23 protein-coding genes are annotated in these 21,445 nt (G+C 31.6%); 20 read left to right on the top strand and 3 right to left on the bottom strand.

The window, feature by feature from the left end:
• Nucleotides 1–3 precede the first annotated feature (3 nt).
• From spoVAE to def, 5 genes are all read left to right on the top strand, one after another.
• Nucleotides 4–357, top strand: coding sequence for a stage V sporulation protein AE (spoVAE, locus tag P8V03_RS04355; RefSeq protein ID WP_318796905.1), 354 nt, complete (start codon nt 4–6; stop codon nt 355–357).
• 82 nt (nt 358–439) lie between these two features.
• On the top strand, nt 440–646 hold the full coding sequence (locus P8V03_RS04360) for a DUF1657 domain-containing protein (RefSeq protein WP_261672376.1): 207 nt from the start codon (nt 440–442) through the stop codon (nt 644–646).
• A gap of 163 nt (nt 647–809) precedes the next feature.
• Nucleotides 810–1,511 (top strand): DUF421 domain-containing protein, encoded by a 702-nt coding sequence (locus tag P8V03_RS04365; RefSeq protein ID WP_318796906.1) that lies wholly within the window; start codon nt 810–812, stop codon nt 1,509–1,511.
• An 80-nt stretch (nt 1,512–1,591) separates the two neighbouring features.
• Complete coding sequence (locus tag P8V03_RS04370) at nt 1,592–1,957, top strand: DUF4363 family protein (RefSeq protein WP_261672374.1); 366 nt, start codon at nt 1,592–1,594, stop codon at nt 1,955–1,957.
• Nucleotides 1,958–2,138: 181 nt separating this feature from the next.
• Nucleotides 2,139–2,606 (top strand): peptide deformylase, encoded by a 468-nt coding sequence (gene def, locus P8V03_RS04375; RefSeq protein ID WP_318796907.1) that lies wholly within the window; start codon nt 2,139–2,141, stop codon nt 2,604–2,606.
• Between the two features lie 291 nt (nt 2,607–2,897).
• Here the strand turns inward: def and P8V03_RS04380 are convergent, their stop codons facing one another.
• Entirely contained in the window at nt 2,898–3,197 is a 300-nt protein-coding gene (locus P8V03_RS04380) for a hypothetical protein (RefSeq protein ID WP_261672372.1), read from the bottom strand.
• 167 nt (nt 3,198–3,364) lie between these two features.
• Between P8V03_RS04380 and P8V03_RS04385 the strand changes: the two genes are divergently transcribed.
• From P8V03_RS04385 to P8V03_RS04405, 5 genes are all read left to right on the top strand, one after another.
• The gene (locus P8V03_RS04385; protein ID WP_318796908.1) at nt 3,365–4,936 is read left to right on the top strand and encodes a sigma 54-interacting transcriptional regulator; all 1,572 of its coding nucleotides are present in this window, start codon (nt 3,365–3,367) and stop codon (nt 4,934–4,936) included.
• A gap of 153 nt (nt 4,937–5,089) precedes the next feature.
• Nucleotides 5,090–6,292: a methionine gamma-lyase gene (gene megL, locus P8V03_RS04390; protein ID WP_261672370.1), complete on the top strand. Its 1,203-nt coding sequence runs from the start codon at nt 5,090–5,092 to the stop codon at nt 6,290–6,292.
• A 200-nt stretch (nt 6,293–6,492) separates the two neighbouring features.
• On the top strand, nt 6,493–6,993 hold the full coding sequence (locus P8V03_RS04395; protein WP_261672369.1) for an ECF transporter S component: 501 nt from the start codon (nt 6,493–6,495) through the stop codon (nt 6,991–6,993).
• Between the two features lie 149 nt (nt 6,994–7,142).
• Entirely contained in the window at nt 7,143–9,437 is a 2,295-nt protein-coding gene (gene helD / locus P8V03_RS04400) for an RNA polymerase recycling motor HelD (protein ID WP_318796909.1), read from the top strand.
• Nucleotides 9,438–9,624: 187 nt separating this feature from the next.
• The gene (locus P8V03_RS04405; protein ID WP_261672367.1) at nt 9,625–10,797 is read left to right on the top strand and encodes an FprA family A-type flavoprotein; all 1,173 of its coding nucleotides are present in this window, start codon (nt 9,625–9,627) and stop codon (nt 10,795–10,797) included.
• Between the two features lie 42 nt (nt 10,798–10,839).
• Here the strand turns inward: P8V03_RS04405 and rocF are convergent, their stop codons facing one another.
• Nucleotides 10,840–11,754 carry an arginase gene (gene rocF, locus P8V03_RS04410; protein WP_261672366.1) on the bottom strand — a complete coding sequence of 305 codons (915 nt, stop codon included), beginning with the start codon at nt 11,752–11,754 and terminating at the stop codon, nt 10,840–10,842.
• A 634-nt stretch (nt 11,755–12,388) separates the two neighbouring features.
• On the opposite strand from rocF, the gene P8V03_RS04415 reads away from it, so the two are divergent.
• Nucleotides 12,389–12,784 (top strand): hypothetical protein, encoded by a 396-nt coding sequence (locus P8V03_RS04415; RefSeq protein WP_261672365.1) that lies wholly within the window; start codon nt 12,389–12,391, stop codon nt 12,782–12,784.
• A gap of 117 nt (nt 12,785–12,901) precedes the next feature.
• Here P8V03_RS04415 and P8V03_RS04420 read toward each other — a convergent pair whose 3' ends face one another.
• The gene (locus tag P8V03_RS04420; protein WP_261672364.1) at nt 12,902–13,069 is read right to left on the bottom strand and encodes an aspartyl-phosphate phosphatase Spo0E family protein; all 168 of its coding nucleotides are present in this window, start codon (nt 13,067–13,069) and stop codon (nt 12,902–12,904) included.
• Between the two features lie 604 nt (nt 13,070–13,673).
• Here P8V03_RS04420 and glpX point away from each other — a divergent pair.
• From glpX to P8V03_RS04465, 9 genes are all read left to right on the top strand, one after another.
• Nucleotides 13,674–14,648: a class II fructose-bisphosphatase gene (glpX, locus tag P8V03_RS04425; protein WP_261672363.1), complete on the top strand. Its 975-nt coding sequence runs from the start codon at nt 13,674–13,676 to the stop codon at nt 14,646–14,648.
• Between the two features lie 332 nt (nt 14,649–14,980).
• The gene (locus P8V03_RS04430; RefSeq protein ID WP_318796910.1) at nt 14,981–15,655 is read left to right on the top strand and encodes a TIGR04283 family arsenosugar biosynthesis glycosyltransferase; all 675 of its coding nucleotides are present in this window, start codon (nt 14,981–14,983) and stop codon (nt 15,653–15,655) included.
• Complete coding sequence (locus tag P8V03_RS04435) at nt 15,655–16,368, top strand: TIGR04282 family arsenosugar biosynthesis glycosyltransferase (protein WP_318796911.1); 714 nt, start codon at nt 15,655–15,657, stop codon at nt 16,366–16,368. Before P8V03_RS04430 ends, P8V03_RS04435 begins: the two co-directional genes overlap by 1 nt.
• A gap of 16 nt (nt 16,369–16,384) precedes the next feature.
• Nucleotides 16,385–17,389, top strand: a complete 1,005-nt coding sequence (locus P8V03_RS04440; RefSeq protein ID WP_318796912.1) for a phosphotransferase — start codon at nt 16,385–16,387, stop codon at nt 17,387–17,389.
• Between the two features lie 74 nt (nt 17,390–17,463).
• Entirely contained in the window at nt 17,464–18,600 is a 1,137-nt protein-coding gene (locus tag P8V03_RS04445; protein WP_261672359.1) for a (Fe-S)-binding protein, read from the top strand.
• A 101-nt stretch (nt 18,601–18,701) separates the two neighbouring features.
• The gene (locus P8V03_RS04450; protein WP_261672358.1) at nt 18,702–18,875 is read left to right on the top strand and encodes a DUF896 domain-containing protein; all 174 of its coding nucleotides are present in this window, start codon (nt 18,702–18,704) and stop codon (nt 18,873–18,875) included.
• 26 nt (nt 18,876–18,901) lie between these two features.
• The gene (gene hprK / locus P8V03_RS04455; protein WP_261672357.1) at nt 18,902–19,831 is read left to right on the top strand and encodes an HPr(Ser) kinase/phosphatase; all 930 of its coding nucleotides are present in this window, start codon (nt 18,902–18,904) and stop codon (nt 19,829–19,831) included.
• Complete coding sequence (locus P8V03_RS04460; protein ID WP_318796913.1) at nt 19,821–20,369, top strand: 5-formyltetrahydrofolate cyclo-ligase; 549 nt, start codon at nt 19,821–19,823, stop codon at nt 20,367–20,369. The genes hprK and P8V03_RS04460 overlap by 11 nt, the downstream gene beginning before the upstream one ends.
• A 129-nt stretch (nt 20,370–20,498) precedes the next feature.
• A complete protein-coding gene (locus P8V03_RS04465; RefSeq protein WP_261672355.1) occupies nt 20,499–21,437 on the top strand; it encodes a magnesium transporter CorA family protein in 939 nt (312 codons plus the stop codon).
• The last annotated feature ends 8 nt before the right edge of the window (nt 21,438–21,445 follow it).

The following is a 21,445-nucleotide window of genomic DNA, read 5'->3' on the forward strand; positions in this document are numbered from 1 at the left end:
GTTATGGAAAAATTTATTTGGGCATTCATTATAGGTGGAGGAATATGTGTAATTGGTCAGCTTATGATGGATGTGCTGAAACTTACACCGGCTCACACAACTACTACTTTAGTGGTAATAGGAGCTATACTTGGAGGTTTTGGTTTATATGAGCCTCTGGTAAAGTTTGCTGGCGCTGGGGCATCTCTTCCTATAAGCAGTTTTGGAAATGCTTTAGTAAAAGGGGCTCTTATGGAGGGTGAAAAAAATGGAATAGTAGGAGTGTTAACTGGAATTTTTGAAGTAACCAGTGCCGGCATTTCTGCTGCAATAATATTTGGATTTTTAGGAGCCCTAATTTTTAAACCAAAGGGATAACTAGTTAATACCAGTTATAAACTTCTATTTTCAATATATAAGTTTTATCTGGCAAATATATAATTTTTAGGAGGTCATAAAAATGACAGTAGGAACACAAATGCAACAAGCAATAGCAGGAATTCAAAGTGCTGCAGCTACAATGAAAACTTTTGCTCTACAAACTGAGGATAAACAGGCAAAGCAGGATTTTCAGAACATAGCTAAAACACTTGATGATGCACTGAACACTTTACAGGGAAGACAACAATACATTGAGCAGCAAGAGCCACAGTATAAACAACAGTAATTTTTAATTACATAAGGACTAATTTGCTTTGTTCTTATAAACTTTGAAAGAAAATGGTTTTTACTAGGAGAAAACTGAAGGTACCTGCTTTCAGATTTTCTCTTATTATAAACTACAATTTACATAAATAAGTAAAAACTTTTAAGAATTGAGGTGATTTTCTTTGCATGAAAGCCTTATAGTTTTAGTAAGAGGAATAATTGGTTTCTTTACATTACTTATTTTTGCCCGTCTACTAGGCAAGCAGCAGGTCAGTCAACTTACCTTTTTTGACTATGTACTCGGTATCACCATAGGTTCTACCGCATCCTCCTTAACTACAGACTTGACTTCTACTGCTTGGGCACATTGGGTAGGATTATTTACATGGACAGCAACTTGTTATTGCATTCAATGGATATCGTTAAAATCTAAAAAGGCATCGGTGTATCTTGATGATAAACCTACAATTGTAATGGCAAATGGACAGATATTAGAGGAAGCTATGAAAAACAAAAGATACAGATTATCTGACCTACTGGAACAACTTAGAGAAAAGGGAGTATTTGATTTAGAAGAAGTAGACTTTGCCATATTAGAGAAAGACGGACAGTTATCAGTACTGAAAAAGGCTGAATACCAACCGGTTACACCAAAGGATATGAAACTTCCAACTAATGATGGAAGCGGTATGAGTATTCAACTAATATATGATGGCATAATAATTGAGGAAAATTTAAAATCGATAAAAAAAGATAAGCAGTGGTTAAAAAATGAGCTAAAGAAAAATGGAGTGAAGAGTCCTTCAGAAGTCTTTGCAGTCAGCATAAATACTGGAGGTCAATTATACATAGACAGATATAAGGATAATCGTAAGCCAAACTAATGTCGTCAGATATGAGCAGCCATAACCTCATATTTTTAAAGCAAGTTTTTAATAGATAGAGTTTAAGGGGAGTTGAGATTATGAAAAAGTTGTTATATTATGGAATTCCTATTACTGTGATACTAGTATTTATTTTAGTTATGAAAAGCGGCAATTATCTAAAGCAACCAAGAAGTACAAAAGATGATGTAGTAATGTATATAAAAGAAGTAACGGATGATATTAGAGTAGATAACTGGAGCAAAGCAGAAGAGGATACAAAAAAGTTATCAGAGGCTTGGAAAATGGTTATGCCAAGAATTCAATTTAGCGTAGAGAGAGATGAAATGTCTAATATCAGTATAAACATTGCAAGGCTTAAGGGGATAGTTATGGGCAGAGATAAATCCGCAGCTTTTACAGAGTTAAGCGAACTTTATGAAAATTGGGCAGAGCTTACCAGATAGTATACAGTCTCCATTTAGTACATATAGAAATTAGCTAATAGTTATGATAAAATAGCTATTATAGATTTAAAAGAGGAAAACCTAGAAATCATGTAGCTAATGGTAGCTAATGGTATCTAATTGGTAATAGTAAATGGTGAGGAGGTTTAGTCTAAAATCCAGAGATTTTAGATGAGAGAATATGGCAGTTAAAGAAATATTACAATTTGGAGATAAAACGCTTACTAAGGTAAGCAAAAAAGTTGCAAAAATAGATGAGGAAATATTAAGTCTTGTGCAGGACTTAAAGGATACCTTATATGCATCTTATGGTATTGGACTAGCAGCACCTCAAATAGGTGTATTAAAAAGAGTTATAATAATTGATTTAAGAGACGACTCAGGAGCTATTATACTTGTGAATCCTAAAATAGTTAAGAAAATAGGAAAAGAAGAAGATATAGAAGGCTGCTTAAGCTATCCAGGGTATGAAGGGTCAGTTGTAAGACCTAGAAAGGTCATAGTAACTGGTCAGGAATTAGATGGACAGGAAGTTGAGTATACAGCATCAGGACTCTTAGCAAAGGCTTTTTGTCATGAAATAGACCATTTAGATGGAGTTTTATATACTGATAGAGCAACCAAAATGTACAAGCTTGAAGAAGAATAGCAGCATAATGGGTAACAGAAGTTTGAGTGCACTTAGTACAGGTGTGTTTGGTAGAGTTATACTGTTTGAAAGCCCTCATCTCGGGAAGAAGGTCTAATGCTGGCTCAACTTTGAAAATGAACTCAAACTCAATGCTTTCTGCGAAAGCTGAGTTTGAGTTAACATTTTCAAAATCGCCAACATAAGACCTTCTAGCCCTTATTCGAAGCTTTCTGCACACTACACCTCCACCTACAAACACAGGCCACCAAGTCTAATTTCTAAGCCCATTTTTGTGTACCATCAAACTTATTAGATATACTTAACAGAAATGCCTTTAGAACCAAATATACTTCCTATGAAAGGAAGTTTCATTTTTTGATAAATTAATATGTCTTCCTCTAATTGCAAGTATTTTTCAATGAATACCTTCACTCCCTTGTATTCAAAAGATTTATAATTACTACTTTCTTTAAAATCTACTAGAAATTCAATAGATAAATCCTTAATAGGAACATCACAGCAACCGCCAGAAGCAGAGATAGTTTTAACTATAAAACTTCCATTTCGCTCTTGTGCATATTCAAGAGCCTTCTTGTCTATAGTCAGCATAAAAAGGACCCTCCCATCTTTTAAATTAACAAAATACTAAATTAATAATTTTTATGTAGTAAAATTTAACCTAACTACTTAAGTTTTTTCTGATTTTATTATATCATAAACTCATGGTAATAAATTCTACTTTATTTTATATGAAAATTAAGAAGGAGTAGTTGTTAATGATGGACTATTTGAGGCTTAAGATAACAGCGAAGGATCGAGTAGGTATGGTACTTGATATTTTGAAAAGGCTTTACAAAAATGATATAAGTATACATTCACTAGAAGTTTTCCCAGGTAAAGTATATATTAAAGTTGAAAGTTTAAGAAGGGAAAAAAGACTAAGACTAATGGAGGATATAACTTCTCTAGGAGAGGTATTTAAGGCTGAAAGTGTAGAACTTCTTCCCTATGAGAGGAATGAGAGAAGGCTTCTTGCAATGATAGATGCTGTCCAAGACGGTATTATGGCAATAAATCATAATGAGGAAATCGAAATTTTTAACAGGTATTGTGAAAACATATTCCAGGTAAATAAAGAAAATGTTCTTGGAAGAAATGTTGGTGACTTCTTAGGATTTGAAGCACCTATGATTAAGCTTCTAAAAACTGGCGAAAATTATGATAATGTAGAAGTGCATATAAAAAACAGAAATAATAATATTCATTATATTACCACAGGACGTCCTATAAAAGATGATAAGGGAAAGACAATAGGTGCCGTTGCCTCTCTTAAGGATATTGATGAGGCAATAGAGTTATCAAATGTTATTACAGCCAAGGAAGAAATAGCTTTCAAGGATATCATCGGAAACAGTTCCTCCATTTTAAAAGTAAAAAGAATATGCTCAGCTGTAGCTAGAAGTAATTCTACTATATTGCTTCGAGGCGAAAGTGGTACAGGCAAAGAGCTTTTCGCTAAAGCTATTCATAATTTGAGTTCCAGGATTGATAAAAATTTTGTTGCTATAAATTGTGCTGCCCTTCCTGATAACCTTATAGAGAGTGAACTTTTCGGATATACGAAAGGAAGTTTTACTGGTGCAAAGGAAGATGGAAAAGATGGTCTCTTTAAAATAGCAGATAAGGGAACTATATTTCTAGATGAGATAGGGGAGCTCTCTCTTTCCCTTCAGGCAAAACTTTTAAGAGTGCTTCAAGAAGGAACCATAAGAAAGATAGGAAGTGCCTTAGAAGAAAAAGTAAACGTAAGAGTAATTGCTGCTACAAACAGAAATTTGGAATCTATGATTAAGGATGGAACTTTCAGGGAGGACTTATATTATAGGCTTAATGTAATACCTATATATATTCCTCCCCTCAGAGATAGAATTGAAGATATTCCGATGTTAGTTACTTTTTTTATAAATAAATTAAATAAACAATTAGATAAAAACATAAAGGGGGCCGAAACTGAATTCATTGAGAATCTAGTAAAATATAAATGGCCTGGAAACGTGCGAGAATTAAGAAATGTTGTAGAGAGAGCTATGAATTTATGTTATAGCAGTTTACTTAATGAGGATAACTTAATTTTAGATTTCGTAAGAGATATAGATTACATAAGAGAAGAAAGAAAGAATGATTTTAGCCTTACTCTTAAGGAGGTTGTAGAAGCTGCTGAAAAGAAAGCGCTACTAACAGCAATAGAAAAGTCTTCTAGCTTTAGGAAGGCTGCGAAGGCCTTAGGTATATCTCATACAACTATAATGAATAAAATAAAAAAATATAATATAGAGTGTAAAGAATAATTTACAGTTGTAAGAAAAAGTTGCCATATTTTAATGTTTAGTGGCAACTTTTTTTTGCATATTAGCACAAACATTAGATTAAACAATTGGCATAGATATTGCTTTATATATAATTGAAAATACATTGTTTTAAAATTAAGGGGGATAAATACTATGGAAAATATAAAAAATTTAGGTTTTAATTCAAGAGCAATACATGGCGGACATGTTGGAGATAAGCAATTTGGTTCCTTAGCTACTCCTATATATCAAACATCAACTTTCATATTCGATTCAGCTGAACAAGGTGGTAAGAGATTTGCTGGAGAGGAAAGTGGATACATATACACAAGATTAGGAAATCCAACTTGTACTGAGGTTGAAGAAAAATTAGCATTACTTGAAGGTGGAGAAGCTGCAATATCAGCAGCATCAGGTATGGGAGCAATTGCGTCAGCTCTTTGGACTGCACTGAAAGCTGGAGATCATGTAGTTGCATCTGATACTTTATACGGTTGTACATTTGCACTTTTAAATCACGGACTTACAAGATTTGGTGTTGATGTAACTTTTGTAAATGCATCAAATCTTGAAGAAGTGAAGAAAGCTTTAAAACCAAACACAAAGGTAGTTTATCTTGAAACTCCAGCCAACCCTACATTAAAGGTTAACGATATTAGAAAAATATCTGATATGGCTCATGAAAACAATAAAGAATGTCTTGTATTTGTTGACAATACCTTCTGTACTCCATATATTCAAAGACCATTAGAATTAGGAGCTGACGTTGTAGTTCATTCTGCAACTAAGTACTTAAATGGACACGGAGATGTAATAGCGGGCTTTGCAGTTGGTAAGCAGGAATTTATAAACCAAGTTAGATTCTTTGGCTTAAAAGATATGACTGGTGCTGTACTTAGTCCATTTGATGCATTTCTTATAATAAGAGGTATGAAAACATTACCTATAAGAATGGAAAGACACTGTAAAAATGCTATGGAAGTTGCAAAATTCTTAGAATCTCACCCAGCTGTTGCCAAGGTATACTACCCTGGACTTGAAAGCTTTGAAGATTATGAACTAGCAAAAGAACAAATGAGCCTTCCAGGAGCTATGATTTCCTTTGAATTAAAAGGTGGCGTTGAAGAAGGAATAACTGTAATGAACAATGTTAAACTTGCAATTCTTGCAGTAAGTTTAGGTGATGCAGAAACACTTATTCAACATCCAGCTTCTATGACTCACTCTCCTTACACAGCAGAAGAAAGACATGCTGCAGGTATAAGCGATGGTTTAGTTAGACTATCTGTTGGACTTGAAGATGTTGAAGATATAATAGCAGATTTAAAACAAGCTCTTGATTTAATAGTGAAATAGATAATACAATAAAGTAAGTGTATATACCTAAACAGAAGGGGATTGGCCTTTCTGTTTAGGTTTTTTTATTAGAGAGTAATGCTAGTACTAAAATAGATATTCAGGCAAAAGCTTTTAGCTAACAATTGACTATTTACATTGGGAGGCAAGTAATATATACTAGTGTATATACATGAGTATATATTAGGAGGGGTATTAAAATGAAAAATATAAAAAAACTTACTTATTCAGGTCTCTTAACAGCACTAGCAATTATAATTCCTTTAGCTTTTGGATTTTTAAAGGTACAAGCAGGCCCCTTTAGTGCCACATTAGCTTCCCATGTTCCAATGTTTGTAGCAATGTTATTAGGGCCTTTTGCAGCAGTAATGGTTGGAGTTGGTTCTGCTTTAGGTTTCTTAATTTCAGCACCAGCGGTAATTGCAGCAAGAGCATTTATGCATACCTTTGTTGGACTAGTAGGAGCCCTTCTTTTAAAGAAAGGAGTTTCCTTTAGTAAAGTTGTAGCAATAACTGCTCCCGTTCATGCAATACTTGAAGCTATAGCTGTAATACCTTTTGGATTTACAATGTACAAGGTCCTAGTGGTTGTAGGAGTAGGAACTTTCCTACATCATATGGTAGACGGTGTTATTGCCTTTGCATTAATCAAATCCTTGTCTAAAAGCTTAAAGTTAGATTTGAGAAAGGTAACAACTTAAATAGGATTATATAAAGATATGATGACTGAATTTGGGGTTGTCATATCTTTTTTATATTGAAACACAACTAAACTCATTCTGCCAGTATTGACATATTTTTATATTAAATATAAAATAAAGTTTTGTATATATCACTGGAGGTGAGTGTTTTGGCTTTAGATTCCGAGCAAATGAAATTAGAAAGAGAAAACCTAAGAAACACTAAAAGTTGGATTGAAGATGAAATTTTAAAAAATGAAGAAGAAGATAGAGAACTGAAGAGTAGAATAGATGATCTTAGAAAACAAACTAAAGGTAAATACAATGAAGAGTTAGAAACTAAAGAAAAACTTTATCAAATTACTCATAAAAACTTAGAAAAATATATGGAAGCTAAGGAACAACCTTATTTTGGAAGAATAGATTTTAGGGAGTATAGAAGGGATAAGGAAAGTTTTTATATAGGAAAATTTGGATTAGGTGATATGGCAACTGGAGATGAAAAGGTCATCGATTGGAGATCTCCCCTTGCTGACCTATATTACAGTGGGACCTATGGAGATTCCTTTTACAGAGCACCTATTGGCGTGATAAGCGGAGACTTAAGCCTAAAAAGAAAGTTTCTAGTAAGAAATGGTGAGCTTGTAGATGCCTTTGATGAAGGCATAAATGAAATAATATTAAAGTCTGGAAATGAAGAAGGGAATGCTTTAATAGATGAGTATTTAAGGATAAACCTTGAAGAAAGCGTAAGTAGTAAATTAAAGGATGTAGTAGCTACTATTCAAAAGGAGCAAAATGATGTTATAAGAGCAGAAAAAAATACAGCACTTATAGTTCAGGGATCAGCAGGCTCAGGAAAAACTACAGTAGCGTTGCATAGATTGGCGTACTTACTATACAAATATAAGGAGAAACTAGATGGTAAAGACATACTGGTAATAGCTCCAAACAAGTTGTTTTTAGATTATATATCTGATGTTTTACCAGACCTTGGAGTTGGTAATGTAAAGCAAAATACTTTTGAAGATATGGCCTTTGAAGTATTGGGGATTAAAGGCAAGGTGTTAACCAAGGATAAGAAACTTTCAGCTATTCTAGAAGAAAAGTATGAGGAGAACTTAGAGATAATTACTGAAAGCAGTAATTTAAGAGGAACTATTGACTATAAAAATCTAATAGATAAATATATTCAGATCATTGAAATTAAGGACTTAGAGGTAGAAGATATTAAAGTAAAGAACTATACTCTTTTTGAAGCTGAAGAGATTAAAAGACTATATGGAAAAGATATGGCTCATCTATCTTTAAACAATAGAAAAGATGAAATAAAAAGATACTTCACCTTGAAAATAAATGAAAAGATAAATAATATTCTTGAGAGAATAGATTTTTCCTTTGAGTACCAAATCTCACGAACCAAAAGAACTATGGAAGATGGCGTTGAAAGAAGAAAAAAACTTACAGAGTTATATAATGATAGGGATGTCAAAAAGAAAGAACTTAAAATGGAAGCGAAAAGGAGTTTTGAAGAATATTTTACTAAGTGGAAACAGGTGGATACACAAAAGCTCTATATAAATTTTCTAAGTAATGAAGAGATTTTAAAAGAAACTGTAATTTCTAAAGACGTAAAGAAAATAGTTGATCATATTAGAACAGAGTTTATTGATAACTTTGGAAAAGGAATAATTGATAGTGATGATCTACCTTCTATGATGTATTTAAAGTTTAAAATAGAGGGAGTACCGGATAAACATAAGTATAAGCATATAGTAATTGATGAAGCTCAAGACTATAGTCCTTTTCAAATAGCAGTTATAGCAGAAATGGTATCAAATTATTCTCTAACAATAGTTGGGGATATAGGACAGGGAATTTACTATTATAGAGGAATACAGGACTGGGAAAAGCTCATAGATAAAGTGTTTAAGGATAAAGGCACCTATGTACAGTTAACTCAAAGCTATCGTTCTACAGTAGAAATAATAGACTTTGCTAATAAAGTTTTAGCATTACAGGAAAATAAATTAAAACCTGCTACCCCTGTTTTAAGGCATGGAAAAGCACCAGAGGTATTGGAGTTTAACACAAATAAAGAATTTGCTGCCAGGGTAGATAAGATAGTTGAAGAAGTGGAGAAGATAAATAAGAAAAGTGTAGCAATCATAGGAAGAACCTATGAAGAATGCAAGAAAATTAAAGAGTATATGAAAAAATATAGTAATCATAAGTGGGACGTTATAAAAGATACGGATAAAAACTTAAAATTGGAGAAAATAATAATACCATCCTATATGACAAAGGGTTTGGAATTTGATTGCAGTATAATATACAACTGTAATGAGGCCAGTTATTCAGATAACGAACTAGATAAGAAGATATTATATGTAGCGCTTACAAGGGCTTTACATTTAGAATATATTTTCTACAGTGGAGAGAAATCAAAGCTAATTAGTGATTAATGACCACCCTTTACCTTAGATGTAATTTTTATGGTGAAGGGTAATAAAATTCTAGCAATTAATAATAAAATTTTTTAAAAAATAATAATTATTAGTAGTTGAAAAAAATGAGTTTTATGTTAAAATAAATACATAAGGAAAATGTATACAGTTATATTTAGTGTATGTATCAGGAGGGGTAAAATAAATGAGTAGTGTAAAATTAAAGGATAACATCCACTGGATCGGAGTGGAGGATCCAGATCTTAGAGTCTTTGATATAATAATGGAGACAAAAGAAGGAACAACTTATAATTCTTATCTAATAGATGATGAAAAAATAGCTATAGTTGATATTGTTAAGGAAGGATTTTTTGACACCTATATATCAAATATAAGAGAAGTCATTGGAGACAGAAAAGTTGATTATATTATTGTACAGCATACAGAGTTAGATCACAGCGGGTCAATAGTGAAGCTTATAGAAACTTATCCAGAGGCAACAGTTATTGGTTCAAGAGCTGCTATTATATATCTTAAGGATATAGTTAATAAAGAATTTAAGAGTATGGAGGCACCAAAGGAATTAAGTCTTGGAAATACTACCTTAAAATTTATTATAGCTCCAAATCTTCATTGGCCAGATACAATGTTTACCTATGCCGTAGAGAAGGAAGTAATATTTACTTGTGATTTCTTAGGATGTCACTACTGTCCAAAGGATGGAAACATTAAAAATAATAATGTAGATTACTATGAAGAAATGAAATATTATTTTGATGTAATTATGGGACCTTTTAAGAAGTTTGTATTAGCTGGATTAGATAAAATAAAGGATTTAAAATTTGATATAGTATGTACTAGTCACGGACCAGTGCACATAGATGATATAGAAAAATATATTAGTTTATATAGAGAATGGGCTACAGTGGCAGCACCAGAAGAAAAAAATGTTCAAATATTCTATGTTTCTGCTTATGGAAACACAGAAAAAGTTGGTAAATACATGGCTGAAAAAATAAATTCAAGAGGAATAAAAGCAGAGGCTCATGAAATTACTTCAATGGATATGAATGATATAATAGCTCTAGTTGAAAAATCAACAGGAATATTAGTTGGTTCTCCAACAATAAATCAAGACGCTGTTAAGCCAGTATGGGATATGCTATCTTTAGTTTGTGCAATTACCAACAGAGGTAAAGCTGCAGGCGCTTTTGGTTCCTATGGTTGGAGCGGTGAAGGTGTTCAAATGCTTACTGATAGATTAAAATCTCTAAAATTTAAAGTAGTTGAAGAAGGTCTTAAATTTAAATTTGTACCTAATGAGGATGAATTAAAAAGAGCAGATGAATTTGTAGATAAGTTTATAGAGTTAATGTAAAAAATATGCAGATAGGTTATCTTTTAGCCTATCTGCATATTTTTATATAGTTTCTTTTAAATGTCCAAATACATATGAAATTAAATCGATATATAAGTCTGCAGTTTTATCATCAATATCTAATTCAGGATTAAGTTCAACAATATCCATAGATTTTACTAATTGAGTATCTATTAAATATTTTAATACATATTTTACTTGAATTACGTTCATTCCTTCTGCTACAGGAGTTCCAGTACCTGGAACGAATTCAGGATCTACAGAATCTATATCAAAGCTTAAATGAACTGCTTTTATTCCTTTATCTTGGAGCTTGCAGTGAATTGTTTCCATAATTCTTTCAACGCCCATAGTTTGAACATCTTCAGTAGAGAAAACAGTCATATTATACTGTTTTATCATCTCTTTTTCACCTTCGTCTAGGTCTCTGGCACCTACAATAAATACATTTTCAGGCTTGACCTTTCCACCTATGTGATATAAATCTACTAATTCATCATATCCAATACCCATTGCAGCGGCTAGAGGCATTCCGTGAACATTTCCTGATGGTGTAGTTTCAGGAGTATTAATGTCCCCATGTGCATCTATCCAAATAACAGCTAAATCTTCATCTTTAAAATATTTGCTAGCACCGGAGATGCTGCCAAGTCCTATGGAATGATCTCCACCCATGATAAGTGGAAAACTGCCAGCACAAAGAGAACTATAAACTTGATGGGCTAAATTTCTGTTAACCTCTGCTATTGGCTTTAAATATTTCATCTTAGGATGGAATTCATATTTTCTATCCTCTGGTATATTATCTACGTAAATATCTCCGCAGTCATAAACAGTATGGTTATTTCTGCGTAGAACTTCTACTATATTTTTTTCCCTCAGCTTTTTTGGTCCTAATTCGGCACCTTTCTTATCTGAACCAAAAAATATTGGTACACCAATTAAACTAATATCCATAGTAATACCTCCATTTATAAACAATTTTATTTCTGTAAAAGTTAACTTTTAAGTAACTCATAAATTTAATCCAGCATGTACAAATTAATCGCTTTTTGGTATTAAAATTACTAAGTAATTCTTGGCAGTGAATGGATAAAATTTATGGTACGATACTAGATTATATACTATTCAGAAAAAATAAAAAGAGGTTTTAAGGAAGATGAACTATTCTGAATATTTGAAAAAGTTATCAATATACATTATTCGGTAAAATATACGAAGTTTATTAATTTTATATTTGAATATAGTAAATATAAAATTGATTTTGTTATTAGAGTCTTATTTTAAATTTCCCCTTTTTAATAAATTTTATAGAGCAAAACATTGATTTTTAAACACCAATCCATGAATATAATAACATAAGGTGAAAATAATATGTTATTGGAAATATTCTGTAGAAAATTATAAAAAGTGATAAACAGGATTAATTATACATGAAATTTTTTTGCACTATAGTATATAATATAAAATATTAGTAAAAATGACTCATATATGATAAAATCAATACATTAAATATTAGGTTAAAAAAACTATATAAAGCATTAATTAGTAACAAACTAATAAGAATGACTTTTAGTAAGGAGATGTTTTTATGGATAAGGAAAAGATAATTAGATTTTTGTTAGATAACGGCTTGGAAGATGTAGAGGAATTAAGCTATGAAGATTTAGTGGTGCTAAGATTTTATTTTGATTTTGATGATAGTGAGCTAAATGCAGCTAGAGCTTATGCTAATGATGAAAGTGAGGAAGAAGAGGAAAGTGACCCTTGGTATAATGAATACTATTTAACATATTTAAGCGAATTAGCAGTAGATAGCGTAGGAGAAATTGTTGAGGATCTAATGGATGAATTAAATATTGAAGCTCAATATACCTCTTACGAAATTGACAAGGAAAATTGCGACTACAGTGAGTTTGTAGCTGTATTCTATGAAAAAGGCAAGGCTGTCGATTTAGATGAGATATTAGAGAAAATAGAAGCTTAATTTCTAGAGAATACTTGAATAAAAAGTATAAAAATAAGAACTTACAAAACCACAGTTTAAATAACCTGTGGTTTTTTTAACGAACAAATGTAAAAGTACAGTATGTTCGAATTTACATTACTGTACTTTTACAAAATCTCTATGTTTTTGATATTCAACGATAAGCTTGTCTAATTTTTGACTATAATTAACTACATTTTCATTTGTAAGGCTATTACTATCTAACAAACGATAAAGAAGCTCCTTTAAATTATCTATTTCTTTATCTAAAATTTTTATATCCATATTATTACCTCATTTATACACTTTATTTTGACACTATTTTATTCTAGCAGATTATTGAGAATTTATCATATATTTTACTAGTCAATAAAGTACAGTTTGTTACAAAAACTTACCTAATATCTGTAGATAAACTGTGAATTAATATGTGGAGAAAATGTGGAAAAATAGAAAAATGTGTCTTGAAATATTGATATAAGACTAAATGGATAAAAATTAAAGAAAAAAATAATGTCTAAAAGTTTTTTTTGTTACTTTATATTGTAAGCAAACTTATAATATAAATAAAAATCTCCTTTTCAAGTTGCCCTATATATATAACGGAGAAAGATAATTGTCAGCTATGTATTATAGTTATTCCTTAAGTATTTTTCGCCTTAAATATAAGTTAAGAGTAAACTATTTCAAATAATTTGTTATAATCTGAAGTTAGCAATGGTAATATTGTATATTATATCTTGAGTTATCGACGAAATGTGATATAATATTTAATTGAAAAGAGAAAAAAATGTGTAAGATAATCAAATAATATATACAATAAATCAGAAGTAATAGAATTTTAATAGATAATATTAATCTCTTTTAGAGTAATTGGAGGTAATGTAATATGCTAAATACAGATATAGCTATGGGACTTGCTAGAGTTACAGAGGCAGCTGCACTTTGTTCAGCTGGGTTTATGGGAAGAGGAGATAAAATAGCAGCAGATCAAGCAGCAGTAGACGGAATGGAAAAGGCATTTGAAATGATGCCAGTAAGAGGGACTGTAGTTATTGGAGAAGGAGAATTAGACAATGCTCCTATGCTTTATATAGGTCAGAAAGTAGGAATTGGCGAAGAAAATATGCCAGAGATGGATATAGCAGTAGATCCTCTAGATGGTACAAGTTTAATAGCAAAGGGATTACCTAATGCAATAGCAGTGCTTGCAATGGGACCAAAGGGAAGCTTATTTCATGCTCCAGATATGTATATGAAAAAGTTAGCAGTGGGACCAGGTGCTAAAGGTGCCATAGATTTAGATAAGTCTCCAAAAGAGAATATGCTTAGTGTAGCTAAGGCTTTAAATAAAGATATAACAGAACTTACAGTAATAGTTCAAGAGAGAGAAAGACATGAATATATAGTACAAGCTGCTAGAGAAGTAGGAGCAAGAGTTAAACTATTTGGAGAAGGCGATGTAGCAGCTGTTCTTGCTTGTGGTTTTGAGAGTACAGGTGTTGATATGTTTATGGGAACCGGTGGAGCTCCTGAAGGAGTTATTGCCGCTGCAGCAATAAAATGTATGGGTGGAGAGATGCAGGCAAAGCTAGAACCTCATACTGATGAAGAAAAAATCAGATGTCACTCAATGGGTATAGAAGATGTAGATAAAACTTTATTTATAGATGATTTAGTAAAAAGCGACGATGTATATTTTGCAGCAACGGGAATAACAGACTGTGACTTGCTTAAAGGTGTTATATTTTCAAAAAATGATTGGGCTACAACACATTCAGTAGTTATGAGATCTAAAACAGGAACTATAAGATTTGTAGAAGCTCTTCACGATTTAAAGAGAAGCAGTTTGGTGGTAAAGTAAGATAAAATATTACAGAGATATTAAAATTATTATAGACTTCCTTGAACTTAGTTCAAGGAAGCTTTTTTTGTAAAAATAGCAAATTAAGAAATACTATTAGTATCAATGGTGTACTTAGTGGTATGTACTATGGAAAAGATATATCCATTATTTACAAATAACAAAAACTGATAGAAGTATGTATAAGTATTTTAAAATTTTATACAACTGAGATTTTAAGTTTATAAAAGTTATAATTATTATGGACAGTAGTAAGTTAAATGTAGTATTTATAGGATTCTAGAGAAATACAAAATATAAGGTTAACAAAATAATATTTGGTCGGTGATAAAATGGTTTCTATAATAATACCTGTATTAAATGAGGAAAAAAATATAGTGAATTTTCTCCAAAGTTTAGATAAATTGCAGGGCCATAAGGAATTGATAGTTGTAGATGGATATAGCGAAGATAATACTGCAGTTCTAGCTTCTCAATTTGCTAAGGTAGTTTTATCCAAGAGAGGAAGAGCCTTTCAAATGAATGAAGGTGCAAAGGTAGCTAAAGGCAATATCCTATGGTTTCTTCATAGTGATTCCATAGTAAAGGATATTTCTATATTAGCTATTGAAGAGTTAATAGGAAATAGGGCCATTGCCGGAGGATTCCCTATTTATTTTTATGATTATAAAACCTTATTTATGAAATATATTTGGAAAACTTCTAACTTAAGGGCAGGAATATTTAATATATTTTATGGTGATCAAGGTATATTTGTTAGAAAGGATATCTTTATGAAAGTAGGTGGATATCCTGAAATAGAGATTATGGAAGATATAGAACTATCTCTAAAACTTAAAAAACTTGGCAAATTAACTATGGCAAAATATCCTATTGGAACTTCAGGAAGAAGATTTAAGAAAGGTGGACCCCTTAGAACTCATTTATTGATGCATAAGCTTAGGATTTTATATATGCTTGGTGTGTCACCAAAACAATTAAACAAACTTTACAGGGAGGTAAGATGATGAATGCATTAATTTTAATGACTAGGATACCTATTCCTGGTAAAACCAAAACTAGGCTTATGGATATATTATCTGGGGAAGAATGTGCTGAAATACATAAAAACTTCCTTAAGGACTTGTTTTCATCCTGTGAAAAATTAAAAAATAAGGTGGATATTTACCTAACTTATACACCAGAAGGAAAGATTTTTTTGATAGAAGATATTTTGCCAGAGTATATAAAACTCTTTCCTCAACAAGGTGAAAGTTTAGGAGATAGAATGAGCAATGCAATAGATAAATTGCTAGATGAAGATTATAAAAAGGTAGTGCTAATAGGAAGTGATATACCGGAGCTCCAGCCTAAAGATATAGAAATAGCCTTTAATATACTGGAGGATAATGATATTTGCATTGGTCCCACATCAGATGGGGGATATTACTTGGTAGGTATGAAAGAGATACATAGTGAAATATTTTGTGACAATATAGCCTGGGGAAAGAAGTCTGTGTTAGAAGGAACTATTGATATTGCCAACAGAGCTAATTTAACAGTGGGGCTTTCAGAGAAGCATATGGATATAGATACAAAGGAAGACTTATTAAATTTTATAAAAAGAATTGAAGAGAAAAAACGTAGCTATGAGGTCTTTCCACATAATACTGTTAATTTTTTAGAAAAGCACAGTAAAAGAGTGAGATGTCAGGAAGTAAGAAGTCTGTTTATAAAATAATAGTGGAGTGGTAGGAATGCTTAGAAATATATTAAAAGATAAAATTTATGATTATTTAAAAGAAACAGGTTTAGTAAAAGATTTAGGATTAAGTGATAAGTATAGGGTAAAGTTTTTAGCACAGGGAGAATACAACATAAACTATACTATTGAGGATGGAATTAGTAAGTATGTATTTAGAGTAAATACTGGAAGCCAAATAGATGTGGAAAGTCAAATTAGATATGAGTACAATGGGATAAAAAGATTAGAAGTAAGCGGCGTTACCCCAAAGGCTTATTTTGTAGATGATAGTAAAGATTACCTTGAATATGGACTATTAATAATGGAGTTTTTAGAAGGCAAACCTCTTAACTATTCTACAGATTTAAATAGAGCTGCTAATATATTTTCAAAAATACATTCTATAGATTTAAAAGACACTGACTTCAACATCTTTATTGAGGAAAAGGAAGTTCTAAGGGATAGAATTAAGGAAGGAAAAAAACTTTTAAAGGATTTTTTAGCATCACCTATTGTTAGTTGTGAACTAAAGAACTTTTTTTATAAATTTTTGCAGTGGGCAGAGGATAATAAGGCCAATGAAAGGTATTTTAAAGAAAATAAATGGCAGGTAATAAACAATACAGAGGTAAATTCTCATAATTTTATTATTGGACAGGAAAAAAGTTATTTAATAGATTGGGAAAAGCCTGTGATTAGTGACCCCTGCCAAGACATTACACAATTTTTAGCAGATACTACAACCTTATGGAAGACAGATTATATCTTAAGTAAGGATGAAAAGGAAAACTTCTTTAGAAATTATGAAAGAGAAGTGAAAAGTAATTATAAAGATATAAGAGAGAGAGTAAATATATATACGCCCTATCTATATTTAAGAGCATTAGCATGGTGTGCTTATGCATGGCTGGAATACAGAAATCCAGAGAAGGATATTAAGAACCAAGATACCTTAAATAAAATTGAGAATTACCTACAGTTAGACTTTATGAAAAGGCTTCTCAGTGATTGGTTCTAAATGCATTACCAAAGTTTATTTTAATGTATTTGTAAGCACAGAGTTTCTTTAACTATAGAGAGGAGTTTAGGATTATGGAAAAGAATAAAATATCTATAGATAAACAGAAGACTATGGAAACAATAAGAAACCTTAGTGAAGAATGTATTAATTGTGGAAAATGCAAGAGGGAATGTAGTCTCCTTAGTGGGTTTTCAGTTAAACCAGGAGAATTATTTAAAAACTTATTAGAAGATAGAAAGATAGATCCCTTAATTCCATATTCCTGTAATACATGTTCCCTATGCCTTAAGGTTTGCCCGAAAAATTTAAATATAGGCGATGCTTTTTTAGAAATAAGAAAAGAGCTGGCAGAAAAAAATGGCGGAACATCACCATTAAAGGGGCATAATTCTGTCCACCTGCATCAAAAATTAAGCTTTTCTAGTCTTTTTAATAAGGTGATAAAGGATGAGAAAGCAGAAAAAGTAACTAGAATTTTTATGCCTGGCTGCAGCCTTTGTTCCTATAGTCCAGAGCTTGTTTTTAAGACCTTTGAATATTTAAAGGAAAAGCTTCCAGGAACAGCTATGGTGATTAAATGCTGTGGAAAGCCTACAGCAGCTATAGGAGAAGGAGAACTGTTTAAGAATAGGTATGAAAAGCTTCAGAGAACTATAGAGGAATTAAATGTAGAAGAGATTATAACTGCATGTCAATCCTGCTTTGTAACTATTTCAGAAAATAGTCCCAAGTTAAAAGTTAAGTCTCTTTGGACAGTATTTAAGGAGCTGGGCATACCAGAAAGTTCAAGAAATATTGGAAAAGACAGTGACATAGTCTTTGCTATCCATGATTCCTGCCCTACAAGGGACGAAAAGGAGCTTCAGGATAGTGTAAGATGGATTATAGATCAGTTAGGTTATAAAGTAGAGGAAAGTGAACACTCCAAGGAAAAAACAAGGTGTTGCGGAAATGGTGGTATGGTATTTACCGTAAATAGGGAACTTACATCTAAGGTTGTTAACAAAGCTGTGGAGGAAGTAAAGTCTGATTACATAGTTACCTATTGTGCTAGCTGCAGAGAATCTATGTTAAAAGGAAACAAAAATACTCTTCATATTTTGAATTTAATATTCGACGAAAGATGGACAAGTATTAAAAAATCGCTTCAGAGTACAAGTCTAATGAAAAACTGGAGCAATAGATATAAGGTTAAGATGGGAAAGTAAATTTTATTCTATAATTTAGCAGTAAAAACTTTATATATTGAACAAATTTATGTATAATGTAATATAAAAATGTAATTATAAATATAGTAGGAGTGATAACAATGAATATTGATGAACTAATAGAAAGAATAAACTTTTTATATAAGAAGAGCAAAAATGAAGGTCTTACAGAGGAAGAAAAGGATGAACAGCAAAAACTTAGAAGAAGGTATATTGATAATGTAAAGAGGAACTTTAGAGCACAATTAGAGGGAATAGAGAAGAAATCTAAGTAAATCAGGAAGCTGAGAGGAGAAAATAAATGGGAGTAACAGTTAAAGATCTCATAGAAGATTTAAGTTTAGAAGTAGTTAACGAAGGAGATACAGTTACTGAAATAACCATTAGTGATATAAATAGACCAGGACTTCAGTTTTCAGGCTTCTATAATTACTATGCAAATGAAAGAGTTCAGGTTGTTGGAAAGGCTGAGTGGAGTTTTTTAGATGCAATGCAGCCATCCTTAAGAAGGAAAAGACTGGAAAAATACTTCAAATTTGATAGTCCATGCACCATAATAACTAGAGGTTTAGAGCCTCATGAGGAGTTTATGGAAACAGCGAAAAAAAATAACAGGTGGATTTTAAGGACAGAAAATACTTCTACCAGATTTGTAAATAAGCTTATGAATTACCTAGATGATAAGTTAGCACCGGAGACAAGGCTTCATGGAGTTCTTGTAGATGTTTACGGAATAGGGATTCTTATAACAGGGGAAAGCGGTATAGGTAAAAGTGAAACTGCCCTTGAACTTATAAAAAGAGGCCATAGACTTGTAGCAGATGATGCTGTTGATATTAAAGAAATAGATGGCTCTCTCTATGGAACCTCTCCATACATAACTGCTGGAATGATTGAAGTTAGAGGAATGGGCATAATTGACATTCCTGCTCTTTATGGCTTAAGTTCAATATTAAAAAGCAAGGAAATACACCTTGTTGTGTATATTGAGCAGTGGAAGGAAGAGCAGAACTATGACAGATTAGGTATAGACAAGGAATATATAGACATATTGAACGTACCGGTGAGAAAGCTTAAAATTCCAATAAGACCAGGTAGAAATGTGGCTGTTATAATTGAAGCAGCAGCGGCAAATTATAGATACAGCTTCATAACTAATATAACACCAGTGGATATAATTGGACAGAGGATTAAGGAAGAATCTGAAAGAAGGGGAAATGATGGAAAGTAAAAGGGGAATTAGAAAAATGATAAAAGAAAGGAGGGCTCTTTTAACAGAGGCAGAAAGGGAAAATCTAGATAGTATAATATTTAAAAAGGTTACTAATAGCAAGGAATATCAAGAAGCAAAGGTTATCTTTATTTTTGTAAGTTATGATACAGAATTAGATACACATAAAATCATAAAACAAGCACTTAAGGATGGAAAAAGAGTTTCTGTTCCTAGAATAATTTCTAAGGAAGAGGGAATGGATGTAGTAGAAATAGAAGGTTTTGAAGATTTAAAACCAGGAGCTTATGGTATATTAGAACCTGAAGATAGCAAATTAAAAATAGATGAAAGCCTAATTGATGTTTCTTACCTTCCAGGAGTTGCCTTTGATAGAAAAGGCGGAAGAGTTGGATACGGCGGCGGTTTTTATGATAGGTTTTTAAGGAAGACAAGAAAAGATTCCTTGAAGATAGCTCTCGGATATAGTTTTCAAGTTTTAGAAGAAGTTCCTATGGATGACAATGATGAATTTATAGATGGAATAATTACTGATTAAACCTCACAAAATATAAATACTGGCTTGCAATAAGCAATAATAAAAACTTGGGAATTGAAATTTTAACAGTTCAATTCTCAAGTTTTAATATTCCTATGTTTTTGTCAGTACTTATATTGGGGTGATTCTATGAAAATTTTTGACCTGAATAATAATTTTAAGGATGTTACTAATAATTTTAAGTTTAATGGGAGTCACTACTGGATTTTAGTACATGTAGATGAATTAGAGAAGGTTAAAGAAATTATTTTATTAGATGAAGACAGTTTAGCTGAATGTAAAAATTTTTCTCAGTCTTCTAAAATTAGTTTTTATGAGGATTATGTATTTATCGTCCTGAATATACTAGAGTATTGCAGGGAGATAGTTACCTCAAAAGAGTTAAATGTGTTTTTAGGTGAGGATTATTTAGTAACTATATGTAAAGATAGAATCGATATTGTAGAGAATCTAATAAAGGATATAGGTGACTTTAAAAATTGTTTCATGCTCAGGGATAAACCACGGGTTTGTATATTGCTTTATTACATTTTAGATAGAATAATTGTTAACAATTATAATGTGATTTCTTCTTTAGAATCAGAAGCAGATAAAATTGAAATAAGCATTTTAAAAAATCCAAGACATGAACAAATAGATAACCTAATAACTTTAAGAAGACAGGTATATAAAATAAAAAAGTACCTAAATCCACTTAGATATATAGGTGACAGCTTAGTGAGTAATGATAATCTAATAATAGAAAAAGAGAATATTGGACACTTTGTAAGCTTAAATAAAAAAATTGATAAATTGATGCTGGCTTTAGAAAATCTTGTACAGGATTTAGCATTAGTAAGAGAGGCTTTTGAATCTGAAATTGCTAACAAAACTAATGAACTGATGAAGGTTTTTACTGTAATAGCTACTATATTTTTACCTTTGAATTTAATTACTAGTATGTATGGTATGAATCTAAAGGGAATTCCTTTAATGGAAATAGAACATGGATGTTATTATGTAGTATTTTTTATGATTTCTATTGCCTGCACCTTAATACTTATATTTAAAAAGAAGAAGTGGCTTTAGAGTATATC

It is taken from the genome of Clostridium tanneri (assembly GCF_033659955.1).
Classification (GTDB): Bacteria; Bacillota; Clostridia; order Clostridiales; family Clostridiaceae; genus Clostridium_AM; species Clostridium_AM tanneri.